Below are 17,545 nucleotides of genomic sequence, written 5' to 3' on the forward strand. Positions count from 1 at the left end.
AATGACTTACATCCATGTAAGAATAAGTCAAAACCGAGCAAAGCTTCCGCGTCCTGCTCACGCCCCTTACTTACATCCATGTAGGCAACAAAGAGTAAATGGCCCCTAGGCAGAAACCCTTTGGGCAGCGCCTGTTTGGCATTTATGCTACGTTATCGCCTATTTATGGGGAACAACCACACTACATAGGCTCTGCCTTGCCTAATTACCAAACAGACGGCTGCAAATTTAACCTCGAAAGATAAACAGGCCCTAGCTAGACATGGGGTTAGTTATTTTTATTTAAACCGCCAGCTTTGTTTATACGGGTATACGTCAGGTAAAAAGCCTGATTTAATTTGTTGTTGGCAAGCTTGCCAAAAATCGGCTAAAAACAGATCGTTATGTTCGCAGTTAAAATAGTTAAATGCCGTTTCGTTTGCGCTAAAAAACACCTTAAACTGACTGGGGAAAATATCGTTTTCTGCTATATCAAAATAACTGTTGGCGCTTAGCTCCTCTAGGTCGTTTTGTGCGCTAGGTACATCTCTAAAGTGGCAATCAGTCAATGGGCAAATTTCATCAAAGTCGTAAAAAACAACGCGCCCCCAACGGGTTACGCCAAAGTTTTTCATTAGCATATCGCCTGGGAATATATTTGCGCCGGCTAAGTCTTTAATCGCTTTACCGTAATCGGTCATAACCTGTTGTAATGCTTTGTTAGAGCAGTGATTAATGTATAAATTAAGCGGCGTCATTTTTCGCTCAACATACACATGCTTTAAAATAAGCGCCTTACCCGATATAACCATGCTGCTGCCAATTTGTGCCTTCATTTGCTTAAGTAACTCGTCGCTAAAGCGGCTGAGGTCGAACGCTAAATACCTAAATTCGTGTGTATCTACTAAGCGCCCTACTCGGTCGGCTTGCTTTACAAAGTTGTACTTGGCTTTTACTTGCGCTTTGGTGGCTGTTTTTGGTGCACTAAATTTATCTTTTATTACTTTATAAACGTAGTCTAGCCCTTCAATGGTAAATACCAGCATAACCATGCCGGGAGTACCAGGTGCTGTCACGTATTTAAAATTAGTAGGGCTATTTTTAGTGGTATCAACTTTGTAACGATAAAACTCTGTTTTAGCGTGCTTAATAAAGCCAATGGCGTTAAATAACTCAAAGCGTTTTTTATGAGGCATCAGCACGCTTAAGTAATCTACATAGCGCGCGGGCTGGTCGGTATCGACCATAAAATAGGTACGAGCAAAACCAAACAGTAAACTTAACTGATCGGCGCCCATCATTACGGCATCAAGCTTTAACCCTTTATTAGTATTTAATATGGCGATAGCAAAAGGCATATTATCGCCATTTTTAGCAATACAGCGCCCTATTAAGTAGCAGGCTTTGTTTCTAAAAAATAATGAATTTGCGTATTCTATAAACCCGTCGTTTAAATTTATAAGCTCATACACTTGTTTACATTGCTGCTTTGCACCGGCCATTAACGTTGTTTGCAATGCCTGTAAATCGGCGTTTAATTGACTAAAAGGTACTCTAAAAGCTTGGCGGGTTATGAGCGTTTTTACAGCGTGATTAAACCCATCTTTAAACGATATTCGCCTTACTAAATTTTCATACGAACGCGGCTCGCTTCTGTATTTTGCTTTTAATACAAACAAATGTACGGTACGAATTTTTTTATCGTCCCAAATTGCACCAAAGGTAGAATTAAAAAAGGTATGTGCTATGGGTTTATTTTCATGATTTTGTACCATATCGCCGTATATATTTTTAGCTAGTTGCCATGTTTGCGGACAAGTCAGTTCAGCATAAGCAATAACTCTCACAGCTTCACTGACATTTTTTACTTCACGTTCGTACACTTGTAAGCGTTCGCGCATGGCAGTTTGCACATCGTGATATTTTTGTTGTTCAAACCGGCTTTGCGCACCTAGGGTAATATTTAAAAACTGCGCAAACATTGCTTCAAAGCCTGCAAAAACAGCGCGGGCCAACTTAGTAGCAATAACTTGCTGTAGCGCATTATTGGTTTGATTAGTTAACGATTTTGACATGGTTACAGCACTTTTATTTTTACCACTTATAGCGGTTATTTTTTATTAATTGTTTACACCTTAGCAAGCAGGCTTTAATTTAGGTAATTAATAAAGCATATAAATAAAATTGATCATATGAATATACGTAACGTCGATCTCAACTTATTAGTGTACTTAAATGTGCTCATTGATGAAAAAAGTGTTTCAAAAGCGGCTAATAAACTCGCACTAACACAACCTGCGATGAGTAACGCACTTAAACGATTACGTGACTTATTTGACGACCCACTACTTGTGCGTGCCGCAGGCTCTATGACCCCCACCAGCAAAGCACTTAGCTTAAAGCCTGAAATAGAGTCTCTTTTAAAAATGGCAGAGGCGATTACTCAGCCCAGTGAGCAATTTAACCCAGCAACGGCAGAGGTGACTTTTAGAATAATGGCAAACGACTACATGGAGTCGACCTTAATTGCCCCCTTTATTACTGAGCAGTTAACTAAAAACCCGGGGGTTAATTTTGATGTACTGAGTCCAAGCGATGTAAACCTGCAAGATATGGAAAAAGGCACTATTGATTTAGCCATAAACCGTTTTAATGGCTTGCCTCGCTCGTTTCATCAAGCCAGTGTTTGGCGCGATAATTACTGCTGTTTAACCCACCCCAAAAATACCTTTTTACAGCACTCAAGCCTTGATGATTACCTACAAAAAGAACATATTTGGGTAAACCGCGCTGGCTGGGGGCCAGAAGCTGCCGTTACCAATAAGTCAGGCAAGCAAAAACTAGGTTGGGTTGATGAAGCACTTTGGCAGCTAGAACAAACACGTAAAATACGGGTGTTTACACGCCACTACATGATTGCAAGTTTGCTATGCCAATCAGAGCAACTTATTGCCACCTTACCGCGCAGGCAGGCTAAATTATTAACCACGCATACCGATTTAGTCATTAGCCCAGTACCGTTTCAAATAGTCCCTATTGAGGTAAAAATGATATGGAGCCCACTACTTCACCATGCTCCCGCACACCAGTGGTTACGCCGTGAGTTGCTTGAGTTTGCTAAAACAATTGCGGATAGGTAGTTTGTTATTCCCAGCTCATCAGGCGCTAGCGCTTTCAAAAATTGGCATGATATTTTCGCTCAACTTTTTGCAGAAGAATACAATGATCAACAAACTTAATAATAAGAATACCGAGATAGCAAATATAATTTTTATTGTCTTTCAAAAGTCCTATGCTATCGAAGCTAGTTTGATAGAGGCACTTAACTTTCCTCCTTTGGCACGTAATACTGAAGATATTAAAAAGTCAGAAACAACCTTTTATGGCTTCACCGAAAATGAATGTTTAGCAGCGGTTATTGAAGTAGATACAAACAGCCAGTGTTTAGATATATGCAGCTTAACTGTTGACCCTAGTTATTTTAAAAAAGGTATCGCAAGTAAGCTAATAAATTATGTTTTAGAAATGAGTGATTTATCTTATGCAAGAGTTGAGACTGCGGTTGCTAATACTCCTGCAATAAATTTATATAAAAAGCATGGCTTTGTAGAGTTTAAAAGATGGACACCGTCACATGGTATAGAAAAGCTAGCTATGTCGGTTGTCACTTAAAGCATTATTAAAGAAACAGATTTATACAAATGGATAGCGCATCAATAATTGCGAGGAGTGTTATGTTTGGCGGTATAGGTATTGTGCAGCTTATTGTCAGCGCTATTTTGAGAACCATTCTCTACTTTATTAAAATTTAATATTACTGCAGTTAAATAAAATGAATGCTCAAATAAAAAAGCGCCATGGTATTCAACTTTGGGAAAATACCATAGCGCTTTTGAAATCGTAGAAATAGGAGTGAACCCTACCCTTTATATTTAGCAACCTTGATGCCAACCCACCACAAAAATAAAACAGATTTAAGATCAATCACCTAACTAAGTTATGCTTTTAATTATTATTTAGTGTGTCCCAGTTTTGTGCATTTTTATAGGTTTTTGCACCACTTTAATTAAACATGCTCAGTGGTTTTTGGTTAGTTGTCATTTACTATTGATAAAATCAATGTCAGTTATTGAAAACAACAATTTCATTAATAATACACTTAGCGCTAAAGTGAAGTTAAGCCAACAAACTAAGAGTAATGATTATGACAACATCAAGCTTCACACAACAAGACGGGTTATTTATTGATGCTAATTTACATCAGTTTATTACCCAGCAGTTATGCACTAAAACCAATGCCGCTGAGACATACCAAGCACTTGCTACCTTGGTTGATGAGTTTGGTTGTAAGTGCCGTAAAACAAAGCACCAACCCGATGATATTTTAGAAGTAGATACACTACTGCATGCGTACCAGCGTAAAAACCACCCGCTTTGCCATGTAGATGCACAAACAACTGAGGCAGTACTTGATGAATACTGCTGCCAAGTACCGGCTATTATTGTAGTTGCTTTAATGGATACGCTTAGTGGTACTCAGTGCGATGAACCTAATGCACACGATATTTACCACCGCGCTGCACAGCTTACTAATCGCCCATGTGTACACAAGGCAAAAACAGCCACAGCGGCCTAATAATGGAGTTGCTTAAAAATACTCGATAACCTTTTGTGCAAAGTCACTGCAGCTTAGGGTTGTCGAGTTATTAATATTTTGCGCTAAATCAAAGGTTACATTACCGCTTTTGAGTGCTTGTTCGAGCGCTTGTTCAATCAGCGTTGCTGCCTCATCCCAGCCCATAAACTTAAGCATTAAAACGGCACTTAAAATACTGCTACTTGGATTTGCTTTGTTTTGCCCTGCTATTCTCTCAAACGTGCCATGGGTTGGTTCAAAAAATGCCACATCGTTATTTAAATTAGCAGCCGGCATAATGCCCACTCCGCCAACTTGTGCGCTGAGCATGTCAGCTAAAAAATCGCCATTTTGGTTTGTGGTTGCCACCACATCAAATTGCTCTGGGTTCATTAAACATTGTTGCAGCATGTTATCGGCTATCACTTCTTTAATAATTAAAGGCGATTTATTAGCGCGTGCTATTTCAAGCCAGCGTCCGTTTTCGTGTGGGGTAGCGTTAAACTCATTTTGGGCTAAGGCAAACCCCCAACGTTTAAAGGCACCATCGGTAAATTTAAGTACATTCCCTTTATGCACAAGCGTTAACGATTCGCTGTTATTTTTAAGGGCGTAATTAATTGCATAGCGTACTAGGCGCTCGGAGCCTTCTTTAGATATATTTTTTATACCTATGCCACACTCTTGAGAAAACCTTAGGCGCGTTACTCCCATTTCTTCACATAAAAAGTCGAGCATTTTCTCGCTCTCTACGCTGCCAGCTTGCCACTCTATTCCTGAATATACATCTTCGCTGCTATCACGCAGCACTGTTATGTTAGTTAAAAATGGATTTTTTAACGGCGATGGCAACGCACTTAGCCCTTTAACAGTGCGCATATTTACAAATAAATCCATTTCGTGCCTTAGCGCCACATTTAATGAGCGAAAACCGCCGCCAAGAGGTGTAGTTAGCGGCCCTTTAATTGCTATTTTACACGCACGTACTGCGTTAATCGTCTCCTCTGGGAACCAATCGCCATCATATAACTTTGCTGCTTGCTCGCCGTTATATACTTGCATCCAGTGAATTTTTCGCTCCTTTGCATAACAGTGTGTAATAGCATTATTCACCACATGCTGCATGGCAGGTGTGACCTCTTGCCCAACCCCGTCACCATTAATATAAGCAATAATAGGATTTACAGGCACATGCCATTGGCCTTTAGGATCAATAGTAATATTTTGTCCGTGCTCAGGGATTTTAATATGCTGATAAGCCATGGTTAATACCTATACTAAAAATAGTGTTACCTGATTAAATCATGCTTGATTGAGCATGTATGCAATTTGCTTTTTATAATTGATATTAGTTAAAAAAATAACGAATTACGTGTGCTTAATTATGTAAATAGTGGGTCAAGTATTAAGCGCGTATTTAGGAGGTATAAATGAAATTATTTTGGCTGTTATTGCTATTAATGTGCTCTTTAAATGCCTCAGCTGTTGATGTGGTTATTCATAATTTAGACGCACTGACGACTAAGGGTCAAAAAACGGTAGCTACATGGGTAAATCAAAGCCTTGAAAAAACACAAAATACTTTAGGGCCATTACAACAAAGCACCCTCCCTATTTATTTAAAGCCACAATATTTTGCTTTTGAACCCGTGCCATGGGCTAGCGTAAAACGAAATAACCCCGATGGGTTAGAGCTGCATATTGACCGCTACGCAAGTTTAAATGCATTTACAAAAGATTGGACGCTTTACCATGAGCTTTCACATTTATATTTGCCACTACTGCCTTACTCTGGCTTTTGGTTAAGCGAGGGGTTTGCCAGTTACATGCAAAACGTAATAATGCGCAACAGCGGTGTAATTAGCCAAGCGCAATTTGTTCAGCGCCTAAACGCAGGGTTTGAGCGAGCACGCTTACAAACTAAAACAAAGCAGCAGCCACTTAATAAACTTTCAAGTGATATGTGGAAGCAACGTGCACAACAGCGGGTTTATTGGACAGGGGCAGCATTTTTTGTAGAAGCCGATCTAGCCCTTCAAAAACAAGGTAAAAGCGTTGCCGCTATAATAAAACAATACCAACTATGCTGCAGAGCTGCACGCACAAGTGCTAAAACGCTCATAAAAGAGTTAGATAAGCTCTCACGCAGTAGTATTTTTACTACCTTGTACGCGCAATATAATACGCGTACCGACTTTCCTGTTATTACTAAAACGCAGTTAAATACACTTTAAGTGCTTTTAATAAGTGCGCAATACTCATCATATGCTTTTACATTGTAATTAGTTGAGTAAGCATTCATAAAACCATGTAAAAACGGTGTTTTGTTACACGTAACTTGGCTTTTACTGGCTAAAGTACTTATCACTTCATCTACATTAAAATGCATTTCGGTATGTGGAAAAATAAACGTACAAGGTACTTTTGCCGCAATATCTAAATGATTTCTAATTTGTGAAGGGTAAAAGCCAATCAGCTTTTTTAGGTGTGGATTGCCTGTTAATAACTGTGCGCGCCACGCGGCACTTGCGCCTGCACTAAACCCTATACAGGCTGTTGGCTCTGTAAGGTTATTAAATACATTTAAGAGCTTAGCTACGTAATTGTCATGGCCACAGTCATTTATAAATTTATTATAATAATACTTTTCACTATCAATGGGTTGCATTTCTCCTTTGTAGGGGTCTATAACCTCTGTATTGGCTTGCATAATATCTAACAACCTCATTAAAGGTGCTGTTAAACCAAAAATATCGCTGACTATTATGTAATTCATACTTACCCTTTTAAGGTTAAAATCCATGCGTTTAAGCAGTTGATAAAATTAAGTATAAATAATTTTTAAATAAATAGCTTGCACACATTTTTTATTTAGGTTACCTTTCCTCTCTGGTCTTAAAAAACCACCGCGGTTAACCTTTTTACCCTGATCCAGTAAGCCCCGCAAAACGTATATTTAAAAGCTAAGTTATTGTACGGCGAGAACCCCTATTAATACCTTGATGATTTTTTTAATATCATCGCAAAAGTGTCATAAAGATCGTCAACACTGTAATGAAGCTAAACACAACATCGTTAATTTATTAACTGCATTTGGCTATAAAAAATAGCGCAGAGTAAATAACAAGAATAAAGTGAGTTTTATTATGTCTTATAAATACAATGGATCTATGATCCAAATTGCCCATCCGGTGCAATCAATTTCTGTAAACAAACAACGTGTTATTTTTAGTGATACACAAGGTTTGAAAAACGCAATGTTTCAAAAAGCAAGCGAAGCGCGCGAATTTGTAAAATGGTTAAAAGCCAACTAATCATTGCGAGCAATTAACTGCTTAAGCAGTTAATGTTAATAAAATGTGCCAGCTTTGTAGCTGGCATTTTACTTTGTTGCACTTAATTGACTACAATAGCGATACTTTCATTGTTTTAGGTAGTTGTAGTAATGCTCCGTGCATTTTTGTGTATCACCTTATATTTAAGCATTTCTTCAGTCAGTTACGCCCACACGATTAACTGGCTAACGCACGACTTTGCGCCCTATTACATTTTAAATGGAAAATACCAACACCAGGGGCGTGATGAAAGCGTTATAACCTTACTCGAGCAACAACTTGAGCACATCACGTTTAATCGCCTTGTTATCCCCTCTGGCAAAGTTACGCAAGAACTAGCCAATAAATCAGCCACACATTGTGCCCTATCACTTTATAAAAATGCATTTAGAGAAAAGTTTATTCACTTTAGCGAGCAAAGCTCAACCACGGGCCTTTCACCTTCCATTGCTATGCATAAAGGTTTGGCGCATTCGCTTGAAGTGCCTAACTCAGAGGCGGTGTCGTTGCAGGATTTACTAGCAGAAAAAAAGCTCACATTAGGTGTATCTATGAACCGCTCATACGGCGAGCAACTCGACAGCGTAATAAATAACACCCCCGATGTTGATATTGTTATTCGCCCAACGCGAAATAGTTTAGCCAGCCTTACCTATATGCTTAATTTAAAGCGCTTAGATATTTTATTAGGTTACCCAAGTGAGCACCATTACTTAGCTAAATCTATGTACTTTGAAGAAAACCTAACTCAGCGAGCGATTGTTGAAGCTCCACCGTTAAGTTATGGCTATATTGGCTGCACTAAAAATGAACAAGGTGCTAAAAATATTCAACTATTAGATGAGCAATTAAAAAAAATTAAGCAAACCGAGCAATACCACCAAGTAATGTTACGCTGGTTGCCCCCACATTTAAAACCCTTATTAGAATCAAGAATTCACGCTACAAAAAACAAAAACGCCACTAACTAAAGTGGCGTTTTAATTTAATCTACGCTTTATTATTTACGCACACCTTCAATAGACAGCCCAATATCAACATGGGTAGACGCCGGGCCTAAATTATAATCAATGCCGTAATCGGTGAGTTTTAAACTGGTTTCGCCCTCAAAACCAGCACGGTAGCCACCCCAAGGGTCTTGCCCTTCACCTACTTTATCCATTTTAAACGTAATGCGTTTAGTTACGCCATGTAAAGTAAAGTCGCCCGTTACTGTGGCTGTATCATCATCGGTAAATTTCACATTGGTGCTTTTAAATGTTGCTGTTGGGTATTTATCCACATTTAAAAAGTCTTTACCGCGTAAGTGTTTATCACGCTCAGCATGGTTAGAGTCTAAACTTGCTGTATCTATATTTACTAAAATATTAGACCCTGTTTGCGCTTTAGCGTCGTAACTGAAGCTGCCATCAAAACGGTTAAATCGCCCGTGCAGCCAGCTGTAGCCTAAATGCTTAATTTTAAAGGTAACAAATGCATGCGCCCCTTGCGTATCAATTACATAATCTGCTGCATTTGCAGTGGCCGATAACATCATTACACCCGATAGAGCTGCACTTACTAGTCGTTTTTTCATGTTAGTATTCCTTTGGTTTGATCATTCTTGTTAAGGTTTTATCTTTATCAATAAAGTGGTGCTTTAATGCCCCCAGTGCATGCAAAACAGCCAAGCCAATTAATGTACACGCACCGTAGTAATGAATTTTTCCGGCAATATCGGCTTGTCCATCAAAGCTATAATCCAAAGCAGGTACATTAAATATCGAAAAAACGGCGATTGCTCTGCCATCGGCGGTAGAAATCAAATAACCCGCCACTACAATGACTGCTAAAATTAGGTACATAACAATATGCGCGGTATGCGCAATGTAGTTTACTGTTTCATTTTGACTAAGGGGGCGAGGTTTGGGGCTGAATACACGCCACAAAATTCTAAAAATAAGCACTGCGGCGAGCGTTATACCTATACTTTTATGTAAATCCAGTGAGCCTTTATACCAGCTGTCGTAATAGGTTAGCTCAACCATGTATAAGCCCAAGCCAAATAAACCAAACACGGTAAAAGCCATCAACCAGTGTAAAATAATGGCAATAAGACCATAAGATGTGGGCGTATTTTTAAACATGTGGATTCCTCTAAATTCGATAATTTAAGAATATAGAGGGTGAAGAAAAACTAAAATAGCGTATACAAACAGCATCTGTGCATATACGCACATACAACTTGAGCTACAGTTTCACTAATTAGCTATTTGGCGTGTTGGTAAGGTTTATGTAAATTAGGCTATCAGGTGAGACTTGCAAACAGCTAATTAAGCCTTCTTTTATAAGCTCAAGCATAGCAATAAAGCTAACCACTACACCGCTGCGCCCTTCACTAAGGGTGAATAAATCGCTAAACGGCAGCGCTTTTTTTGCGTTACTCAGCTGGGCTAAAATTTGGCTCATCCGCTCACGGGTAGAGAGGATTTCTGCGGTCACTTGGTGATGCTCAAATGTTTTGGCGCGCGCCATCACGTCGCTCAGAGCTAACATTAAATCTTTTAACTCAAGCTCTGGCAGGTTTTGAGCGGTATTTTCAATAACCGGCATAGTTGCATTTGCGACAAAAATATCACGGCCTACACGGGGGATGGCATCTATATTTTCGGCTGCTTTTTTAAACTGCTCGTATTCTTGTAAACGCTTGATCAGTTCTGCGCGGGGGTCTTCCTCTTCTTCGAGCTCCTCGTGCACAGGCAATAACAGACGCGATTTTATTTGTGCCAATAACGCTGCCATTACTAAGTACTCACCGGCAAGCTCTAACTGAAACTCACTCATCATTTCTACATAACTGACATATTGCTCAGTAATGCTAAAAATAGAGAGTTCGAGCACATCTAACTTGTGCTTTTTTATTAAATACAGCAGTAAATCAAGCGGGCCTTCAAAGGTTTCCAAAATAATTTCAAGTGCATCGGGCGGAATGTATAAATCTTCAGGTTTATCTACAACGGCTTTGCCATGCAAAAAAGCCAGTGGCAGCTTTTGCTGCACTGGCTCACTTTGAGTATTTTTTTCGCCCTGTGTTGAATCACTCACCAAGGTTACTCAAACGGGCTGGTATCGCCACACCCTACACGCAAAATGTGAATATCATCTTCTGATAGGTCAATAACCGTGGTTGCTTGCTCTGCAAGGTGTCCGCCGTCAATAATTAAATCTACGTGTTTATCTAAACGCGTTAAAATTTCATCTGGATCTGATTCTGTAAACTCTTCTCCAGGTAAAATTAACGAACACGACATTAACGGCTCCCCAAGCTCTGCAAGTAATGCACATGCAATTGGATGCTCTATAACGCGCATACCAATGGTTTTTTTCTTATCGTTTAATAACCGCTTTGGCACTTCTTTTGTGCCTTTAAAAATAAAGGTGTATGGCCCTGGCGTATTATTTTTAATAAGCCTAAACATTTGGTTATCTACACGGGCATAAGTTGCCAGCTCAGATAAATCACGGCATACCAGCGTAAAGTTATGGTGTTTTTCTATTCCACGAATACGCTCAATGCGCTCTTTTGCTTGCTTATTACCTAGGTTACACCCTATTGCGTAGCCCGAATCTGTTGGGTATACAACAACCCCGCCCTGTTTAATAATATCAACCGCTTGGCTAATAAGTCGTGGCTGTGGGTTTGCTGGGTGAATATGAATTAATTGACTCATGATAATGCTCCTTCTTGCCCTTCCCACACTTGCCAAACCCCTTGGCAGTCTTTGGGTAAGTATAAGTTTTTACCTAGCTCTAAATAACTAGTTGGAAAATGAAAGTCAGAACCTTGCGAGCACAGTAAACCGTACTCTTGGCTCAATTGCCCTAAAAATTGGCGTTCAGTGGGCGCTTGTTGCGGCTGCGCAACTTCCATGGCATCGCCCCCGTCACTTTTGTATTGCACAAGTAACTTACGTAACCATTTATTAGACATTTGATAACGTCCTGGGTGTGCAAGTACTGCAACCCCGCCTGCAGCATGAATGGCGCTAATGGCTGTTTGCATATCACACCAATTGCTTGGAACATATCCTGTTTTGCTGCGCCCTAAGTATTTTTTAAATACCCCAGGAAAATTTTTAGCAACGCCTCTTTCAATCAATGCACGCGCAAAATGAGCACGGGTTATTTGGGCGTTTTCTGCCAGCGCCTTGGCTTGTTCGTAAATGCCATCAAAACCGTTTTTTGCCAGCCTTTTGCCAATTTCAATGGCGCGTTCATCACGCTTTTGCTGCTGCGCCGATAACAATGATGTAAGGGCATTGTTATTTATATCAATATTTAGCCCAACAATATGTATTTCAAAGCTTTCCCACTTGGTAGAAATTTCTACGCCAGATATAAGCTTAAGCGGTAGGTTTTCTGTTTCGATAAACGCTTTTGCCGGCGTAATAGCAGCCACAGTGTCGTGATCGGTTATCGCAAACACATCAATGTTTTTTTCTACGGCACGGTTTAATAATTGCTCAACTGTTAAATGTCCGTCTGAATGCGTTGTATGGCTGTGTAAATCGTATTTTATCAAAAGAAAACTGCTTAAATTTAAGGGTAATAGATGTTTATATAAGTATAACAACTTTTTTGACTAAATTGTTTTAAATAAACACTTGACACAAAAGCGCTAAATACGTTTTACTGTAGCCACTTTAAGACACATTAAGAATTAATAAAAATGTTCAATTCAATTCAACACACTATTTGGTGGTGGCACTCATAATTTTTGGGTGATGAATTGTCGTGTCTAGCAAATATTCAAAACCCGCAATTATGCGGGTTTTTTTATAACTAAATTTTACGTATTTAATTTTTTATTTTGAGGCAAAAAAACATGAATAACGGTCTTACTCTTACACATCGTTGGTGGTGGCGCCTGATATAGCGGGACGGTAATGATCTGTTTGTAATTTAGATATCGTTATTCAAACCCCGCATTGCAAAAGCATTGCGGGGTTTTATTTTTTGAGGGAATGAGGTTTGATTTTTAGTCATATAACTACCACACCAGGCGAAGTTACTAGCATAACGCAAGTGCGCGACTACATTAGTAGCCCACTTGCACTTTATGCAGCACTTGATAAGCCTAATTCGCTACTGCTTGAATCAGCCGAAATTGATTCTAAAGACAGTGTTAAAAGCTTAATTTTAGTTGACTGCGCGCTGCGCATTGTTTGCCAAGGTAAAACCGTCACGGTAAGTGCTCAATCTAATAACGGTAAACAGTTACTGCCATATTTAAGAGCCAATGTACAAAGCTGCGATGCAACCTTAACTGACACAAGCCTAACTCTTGTTTATAAAGGCGGCTCTAATGACATTGACGAGGCAAGTAAACTGGTTGCCGATAATGCATTTAGCGCACTACGCACCTGTATAAACAGTATTAAAAGCACCACCGAAAACCCGTTTTCGGTATTTCTAGGCGGTGTATTTGCCTACGACATGGTGGCTAATTTTGAGCAGCTAAGCGACGTACCCGATGGCGAAAACACCTGCCCAGACTACGTATTTTACTTAGCCGAAACCTTAGTGGTTATCGACCATCAAAAACAAACCACCGAGCTTATTGGTAATGTGTTTAATGGCCCAGACGTACACGCTAATTGTTTTGAAGTAGGTAAAGAGCTAGAACGATTAAATGCCTTATGCGACAAAGCAGAAGAGTTTAGTGCGCCTATGCAAACAGGTACCTGCGATGTAAGTGTTGATATAAGCGATGAAACTTACTGCGAGCAAGTGGTTAAGCTTAAAAAGAACATCGTTGATGGTGATATTTTTCAGGTTGTGCCTTCGCGTACGTTTTCACTGCCCTGCCCTGATTCGTTGCACGCATATAGCCAGCTTAAAAAGCAAAATCCAAGCCCTTATATGTTTTATATGCGCGATGAAGAATTTGCTTTATTTGGCGCCTCACCTGAGTCTGCTCTTAAATACGAAGTGCAAAGCAAACAAGTTGAAGTTTACCCTATTGCCGGTACTCGCCCTCGTGGAAAATTTGCCAATGGCACAATCAACCCAGATTTAGACAGCCGTATAGAGCTTGAACTAAGAAACGATCAAAAAGAGCGTGCAGAGCATTTAATGCTGGTTGATTTAGCTCGTAACGATGTGGCACGCATTAGTGTAGCCGGCACGCGCCATGCAAAAGAGCTATTAAAAGTAGACCGCTACTCGCAAGTAATGCACTTGGTTTCTCGCGTGGTGGGCACATTAAAGCCTGAGCTTGATGCACTACACGCTTACCAAGCGTGTATGAACATGGGCACGCTGGTAGGCGCTCCTAAAGTACGCGCTGCCGAACTTGTACGCCAAACCGAAGGCAAACGCCGTGGCAGCTACGGTGGCGCAGTAGGCTATTTAACAGGCGATGGTGCAATGGATAGCTGCATCGTTATTCGCTCAGCGTTTGTTAAAAATAATACCGCGTATGTGCAAGCAGGTGCCGGTGTCGTTTACGATTCTGATCCGCAAGCCGAAGCTAACGAAACCCGCGCTAAAGCCCAAGCGGTGATCACCGCCATAAAATCGACTTATGAGGCGGTATAAAATGAGCACAGCAAACCCAATGAAAATATACTTTTTAGATAACTTTGATTCGTTTAGCTACAACCTTGTTGATGAACTAACCATGCTGGGCTGTGAGCTTGTGGTATACAGAAATAACATAAGTGCAGAGGTTATTTTTAATAAAATGCGTCAAGAACCTGGGCAAGTATTATTAGTGCTTTCGCCAGGACCTGGTGCACCCAGTGATGCAGGTTGTTTAATGGAATTAATCGAACTGGCTAAAGGCCACTTCCCTATGCTGGGCATTTGCCTGGGGCAACAAGCACTTACACAAAGTTATGGCGGAGTAATCGGCCACGCTGGCGAAACCGTACATGGCAAGTCATCAATCATTAATTTAAACCCGCACCCGGTGTTTGAAGGAATGGGCAACACCATGCCCGTAGCCCGTTACCATTCATTAATGGCAACCAAGGTACCTGAAAATATTGAGGTAATTGCACAATTTGACGATATTCCTATGGCCATATATCACCACGACGATAAAGCGTTAGGTTATCAATTTCATCCTGAGTCAATACTTACGCCAAATGGTGCAATGCTACTTCAACAAAGTGTTGCGTACTTAACGCGCACCAACTAATAGAGGACATTATGAGTACCCAAGCAAAAGAGACCATAAATGTTCAATACGCTATTGAGCAACTTATTCAAGGCAAGTCGTTAAACTATGCCCAATCAAACGCATTATTTAACCAAATAATGCAAGGTAACATGAGCGAAATAGAGCTCACTGCATTGCTAATCAGCCTTAAAATAAAAGGCGAAGTAAGCGATGAAATTGCCGGCGCTGCAGCGTCAATGCGAGAAAACGCCGTTGCCTTTACGACCGCTAGCACGCAACTTGCCGATAGCTGCGGCACCGGGGGCGATGGCTCAAACACGATTAATATTAGTACTACCGCGGCTATTGTTGCAGCTGCCGCGGGTATTAATATGGTAAAACATGGTAATCGCAGTGTATCGAGTAATTCGGGCTCTGCTGATTTATTAAAAGCATTGGGCATTAATATTGATATGAGCCCAGCACAGGCTGCACTGTGCCTTGAGCAAACCCATTTTACCTTTTTGTTTGCACCGCATTACCACAGTGGTGTACGCCACGCGATGGGCGTACGTACTGCGCTTAAAACACGTACCATTTTTAATATTTTAGGCCCACTTGCTAACCCTGCTGCACCACACGTGCAATTACTGGGTGTTTACGATGAGTCTTTATGTATGCCAATGGCGCAAACACTTAAAACATTAGGCACTAAGCGCGCGATGATAGTGCATGGTTCTGGCACTGACGAAATAGCCCTGCACGGCCCAACTAACGTAGTTGAGCTAAACAATGGCGAAATAACGCAGTACACATTAAACCCAAGCGACTTTGACCTTGCAAACTATTCACTTGAACAACTAGCCGGTGAAGGCCCACAATACAACGCAAATGCGAGCCTTGCTATTTTACAAGGTAAAGGCAGTGATGCGCACAATGCTGCAATCGTGGTCAATGTGGCTGCACTTTTATACCTAAGCGGTAAAGTACAGTCATTAAAAGAAGGCGCACAACAGGTACAAACATTACTAAGTTCAGGCAAAGCCATGAACACATTAAATGCAATTATTGAGGTAAGTCATGGCTAATGTATTAGACAAAATTGTTGCTGATAAAAAACAAGAGCTAATAGAGCGTAAAGCCGCGCGCCCACTAGAGAGCTTTAAACACCTAGCAGTGCCAACCAGCCGCAGCTTTTATAAAGCGTTAGCAAAGCCGGGTACGCAGTTTATTTTAGAATGTAAAAAAGCATCTCCTTCAAAAGGGCTAATAAGAGAGCCGTTTGATTTAACCGAGATCACCTCTGTTTATAAAAAATACGCCAGCTGCATGAGCGTACTTACAGATACTAAATACTTTCAAGGTAGTTTTGATTATTTAGAGTTTGTACGTAGCCAAGTAGAGCAACCACTTATTTGTAAAGACTTTTTTATTGATGAGTACCAAGTTTACATGGCACGTATTTATGGCGGCGATGCTATATTACTAATGCTTTCAGTGCTTGATGATGAACAATATAAAGCGCTACATGCAGTTGCCGACTCGCTTAACATGTCGGTATTAACCGAAGTAAGTAACGAAGAAGAAGTGCACCGTGCCCTTGCACTTGATGCGCAAATTATTGGTATTAATAACCGTGACCTTCGCGATTTAAGCACTGATTTAGCAACCACCGAAAAGCTACGTAAACTCATCCCACAAGATAAAGTGGTTATCTCAGAGTCAGGTATTTACACTCATCAAGATGTTAAACGCCTAGCGCCATTATGTGATGGCTTTTTAATTGGCAGTTCTTTAATGGCTGAGCGCGATTTAGAACAAGCCTGCAAAAAAGTGATTTTAGGTGATAACAAAGTGTGCGGTTTAACCCGAGCACAAGACGTACAGGCCGCTTACAACAACGGCGCAGTGTACGGTGGACTCATTTTTTCCCCTAAGTCGCCTCGTTATGTTGATTTAGATTGTGCGATTGAGCTGAGCCAAAGTGCGCCACTTAAATTTGTCGGTGTTTTTGTTAATGCAAGCCCGCAGCAAGTGGTACAATACACGCACGAACTAAAACTTGCCGCAGTACAATTACACGGTCAAGAAAGTGACGATTACATTGCCGCATTACGTACACAGTTACCTAAAGGTTGTGAAATTTGGAAAGCACAGGCAATTAAAGATACATTGCCAACCCCAGCTAAGGGCTTAGACCGCCATCTTTATGATACCCACAGCGATACACAAGCCGGTGGTACAGGTAAAGCATTTGATTGGGCAGTACTGCGCGACGCAACAACCCCCTTTATGCTAGCGGGTGGCTTAAATCCAGACAATATAAAAGACGCGCTTTCTCAAGGTGCCCTAGGCCTTGATTTAAATTCAGGCGTTGAAGAATCTGCGGGTAAAAAGTGCCCTATCAAATTACAAAATGCTTTTACAAGCATCAGAAATTATTGAGGTTAT

General features: G+C 40.5%; 18 protein-coding genes. 10 read left to right on the forward strand and 8 right to left on the reverse strand.

The annotated features are described in order from the left end of the window. Positions 1-278: 278 nt before the first annotated feature. Positions 279-2,054, reverse strand: coding sequence for a bifunctional isocitrate dehydrogenase kinase/phosphatase (aceK, locus tag B2R65_RS18550; protein ID WP_286745198.1), 1,776 nt, complete (start codon positions 2,052-2,054; stop codon positions 279-281). Positions 2,055-2,171: 117 nt separating this feature from the next. Here aceK and B2R65_RS18555 point away from each other — a divergent pair, with 117 nt between their 5' ends. From B2R65_RS18555 to B2R65_RS18565, 3 genes are all read left to right on the forward strand, one after another. Beyond that, positions 2,172-3,119 (forward strand): LysR family transcriptional regulator, encoded by a 948-nt coding sequence (locus tag B2R65_RS18555; RefSeq protein ID WP_286745201.1) that lies wholly within the window; start codon positions 2,172-2,174, stop codon positions 3,117-3,119. A gap of 82 nt (positions 3,120-3,201) precedes the next feature. Next, complete coding sequence (locus B2R65_RS18560) at positions 3,202-3,651, forward strand: GNAT family N-acetyltransferase (RefSeq protein ID WP_286745203.1); 450 nt, start codon at positions 3,202-3,204, stop codon at positions 3,649-3,651. A 532-nt stretch (positions 3,652-4,183) separates the two neighbouring features. Further along, on the forward strand, positions 4,184-4,615 hold the full coding sequence (locus B2R65_RS18565; RefSeq protein WP_004586781.1) for a hypothetical protein: 432 nt from the start codon (positions 4,184-4,186) through the stop codon (positions 4,613-4,615). Positions 4,616-4,627: 12 nt separating this feature from the next. Here the strand turns inward: B2R65_RS18565 and icd are convergent, their stop codons facing one another. Next, positions 4,628-5,878, reverse strand: a complete 1,251-nt coding sequence (gene icd / locus B2R65_RS18570) for an NADP-dependent isocitrate dehydrogenase (protein WP_286745205.1) — start codon at positions 5,876-5,878, stop codon at positions 4,628-4,630. 167 nt (positions 5,879-6,045) lie between these two features. Between icd and B2R65_RS18575 the strand changes: the two genes are divergently transcribed. After that, positions 6,046-6,849, forward strand: a complete 804-nt coding sequence (locus tag B2R65_RS18575; protein ID WP_286745207.1) for a M61 family metallopeptidase — start codon at positions 6,046-6,048, stop codon at positions 6,847-6,849. Here B2R65_RS18575 and B2R65_RS18580 read toward each other — a convergent pair. After that, positions 6,846-7,391, reverse strand: coding sequence for a dienelactone hydrolase family protein (locus B2R65_RS18580; protein WP_286745208.1), 546 nt, complete (start codon positions 7,389-7,391; stop codon positions 6,846-6,848). The genes B2R65_RS18575 and B2R65_RS18580 overlap by 4 nt on opposite strands. 370 nt (positions 7,392-7,761) lie before the next feature. Between B2R65_RS18580 and B2R65_RS18585 the strand changes: the two genes are divergently transcribed. Both B2R65_RS18585 and B2R65_RS18590 read left to right on the forward strand, forming a co-directional pair. Then, positions 7,762-7,929: a hypothetical protein gene (locus B2R65_RS18585; RefSeq protein WP_024033460.1), complete on the forward strand. Its 168-nt coding sequence runs from the start codon at positions 7,762-7,764 to the stop codon at positions 7,927-7,929. Positions 7,930-8,060: 131 nt separating this feature from the next. Then, positions 8,061-8,921: a transporter substrate-binding domain-containing protein gene (locus tag B2R65_RS18590; RefSeq protein WP_138576812.1), complete on the forward strand. Its 861-nt coding sequence runs from the start codon at positions 8,061-8,063 to the stop codon at positions 8,919-8,921. 29 nt (positions 8,922-8,950) lie between these two features. On the opposite strand, the gene B2R65_RS18595 is transcribed toward B2R65_RS18590, so the two are convergent. From B2R65_RS18595 to rnm, 5 genes are all read right to left on the reverse strand, one after another. Next, on the reverse strand, positions 8,951-9,526 hold the full coding sequence (locus tag B2R65_RS18595) for a YceI family protein (RefSeq protein WP_248461627.1): 576 nt from the start codon (positions 9,524-9,526) through the stop codon (positions 8,951-8,953). Between the two features lies 1 nt (position 9,527). Then, positions 9,528-10,076: a cytochrome b gene (locus tag B2R65_RS18600; protein ID WP_064385009.1), complete on the reverse strand. Its 549-nt coding sequence runs from the start codon at positions 10,074-10,076 to the stop codon at positions 9,528-9,530. Between the two features lie 118 nt (positions 10,077-10,194). Further along, on the reverse strand, positions 10,195-11,034 hold the full coding sequence (locus B2R65_RS18605; RefSeq protein ID WP_286745214.1) for a segregation and condensation protein A: 840 nt from the start codon (positions 11,032-11,034) through the stop codon (positions 10,195-10,197). A 5-nt stretch (positions 11,035-11,039) separates the two neighbouring features. Then, positions 11,040-11,660 carry an L-threonylcarbamoyladenylate synthase gene (locus B2R65_RS18610; protein ID WP_004586789.1) on the reverse strand — a complete coding sequence of 207 codons (621 nt, stop codon included), beginning with the start codon at positions 11,658-11,660 and terminating at the stop codon, positions 11,040-11,042. Then, entirely contained in the window at positions 11,657-12,511 is an 855-nt protein-coding gene (rnm, locus tag B2R65_RS18615; protein ID WP_004586790.1) for an RNase RNM, read from the reverse strand. The genes B2R65_RS18610 and rnm overlap by 4 nt, the downstream gene beginning before the upstream one ends. A gap of 449 nt (positions 12,512-12,960) precedes the next feature. On the opposite strand from rnm, the gene B2R65_RS18620 reads away from it, so the two are divergent. The 4 genes from B2R65_RS18620 to trpCF are packed head-to-tail and all read left to right on the forward strand — an operon-like array spanning position 12,961 to position 17,539. Beyond that, entirely contained in the window at positions 12,961-14,529 is a 1,569-nt protein-coding gene (locus B2R65_RS18620; protein ID WP_055255700.1) for an anthranilate synthase component 1, read from the forward strand. A 1-nt stretch (position 14,530) separates the two neighbouring features. Further along, positions 14,531-15,133, forward strand: coding sequence for an aminodeoxychorismate/anthranilate synthase component II (locus B2R65_RS18625; RefSeq protein WP_004586792.1), 603 nt, complete (start codon positions 14,531-14,533; stop codon positions 15,131-15,133). An 11-nt stretch (positions 15,134-15,144) separates the two neighbouring features. Beyond that, positions 15,145-16,182 (forward strand): anthranilate phosphoribosyltransferase, encoded by a 1,038-nt coding sequence (gene trpD / locus B2R65_RS18630; RefSeq protein ID WP_286745219.1) that lies wholly within the window; start codon positions 15,145-15,147, stop codon positions 16,180-16,182. Beyond that, positions 16,175-17,539: a bifunctional indole-3-glycerol-phosphate synthase TrpC/phosphoribosylanthranilate isomerase TrpF gene (trpCF, locus tag B2R65_RS18635; protein ID WP_286745221.1), complete on the forward strand. Its 1,365-nt coding sequence runs from the start codon at positions 16,175-16,177 to the stop codon at positions 17,537-17,539. The genes trpD and trpCF overlap by 8 nt, the downstream gene beginning before the upstream one ends. Positions 17,540-17,545: the final 6 nt, after the last annotated feature.

The sequence above is a fragment of the Pseudoalteromonas sp. UBA2102 genome, from assembly GCF_002331165.1.
GTDB classification, from domain to species: Bacteria; Pseudomonadota; Gammaproteobacteria; order Enterobacterales; family Alteromonadaceae; genus Pseudoalteromonas; species Pseudoalteromonas atlantica.

Excerpts from the sequence above, each read along its gene's own strand:
- aceK (WP_286745198.1), bottom strand. The coding sequence starts at position 2,054 with ATGTCAAAATCGTTAACTAATCAAACCAATAATGCGCTACAGCAAGTT.
- B2R65_RS18555 (WP_286745201.1), top strand. The coding sequence starts at position 2,172 with ATGAATATACGTAACGTCGATCTCAACTTATTAGTGTACTTAAATGTG.
- B2R65_RS18560 (WP_286745203.1), top strand. The coding sequence starts at position 3,202 with ATGATCAACAAACTTAATAATAAGAATACCGAGATAGCAAATATAATT.
- B2R65_RS18565 (WP_004586781.1), top strand. The coding sequence starts at position 4,184 with ATGACAACATCAAGCTTCACACAACAAGACGGGTTATTTATTGATGCT.
- icd (WP_286745205.1), bottom strand. The coding sequence starts at position 5,878 with ATGGCTTATCAGCATATTAAAATCCCTGAGCACGGACAAAATATTACT.
- B2R65_RS18575 (WP_286745207.1), top strand. The coding sequence starts at position 6,046 with ATGAAATTATTTTGGCTGTTATTGCTATTAATGTGCTCTTTAAATGCC.
- B2R65_RS18580 (WP_286745208.1), bottom strand. The coding sequence starts at position 7,391 with ATGAATTACATAATAGTCAGCGATATTTTTGGTTTAACAGCACCTTTA.
- B2R65_RS18585 (WP_024033460.1), top strand. The coding sequence starts at position 7,762 with ATGTCTTATAAATACAATGGATCTATGATCCAAATTGCCCATCCGGTG.
- B2R65_RS18590 (WP_138576812.1), top strand. The coding sequence starts at position 8,061 with ATGCTCCGTGCATTTTTGTGTATCACCTTATATTTAAGCATTTCTTCA.
- B2R65_RS18595 (WP_248461627.1), bottom strand. The coding sequence starts at position 9,526 with ATGAAAAAACGACTAGTAAGTGCAGCTCTATCGGGTGTAATGATGTTA.
- B2R65_RS18600 (WP_064385009.1), bottom strand. The coding sequence starts at position 10,076 with ATGTTTAAAAATACGCCCACATCTTATGGTCTTATTGCCATTATTTTA.
- B2R65_RS18610 (WP_004586789.1), bottom strand. The coding sequence starts at position 11,660 with ATGAGTCAATTAATTCATATTCACCCAGCAAACCCACAGCCACGACTT.
- B2R65_RS18625 (WP_004586792.1), top strand. The coding sequence starts at position 14,531 with ATGAGCACAGCAAACCCAATGAAAATATACTTTTTAGATAACTTTGAT.
- trpD (WP_286745219.1), top strand. The coding sequence starts at position 15,145 with ATGAGTACCCAAGCAAAAGAGACCATAAATGTTCAATACGCTATTGAG.
- trpCF (WP_286745221.1), top strand. The coding sequence starts at position 16,175 with ATGGCTAATGTATTAGACAAAATTGTTGCTGATAAAAAACAAGAGCTA.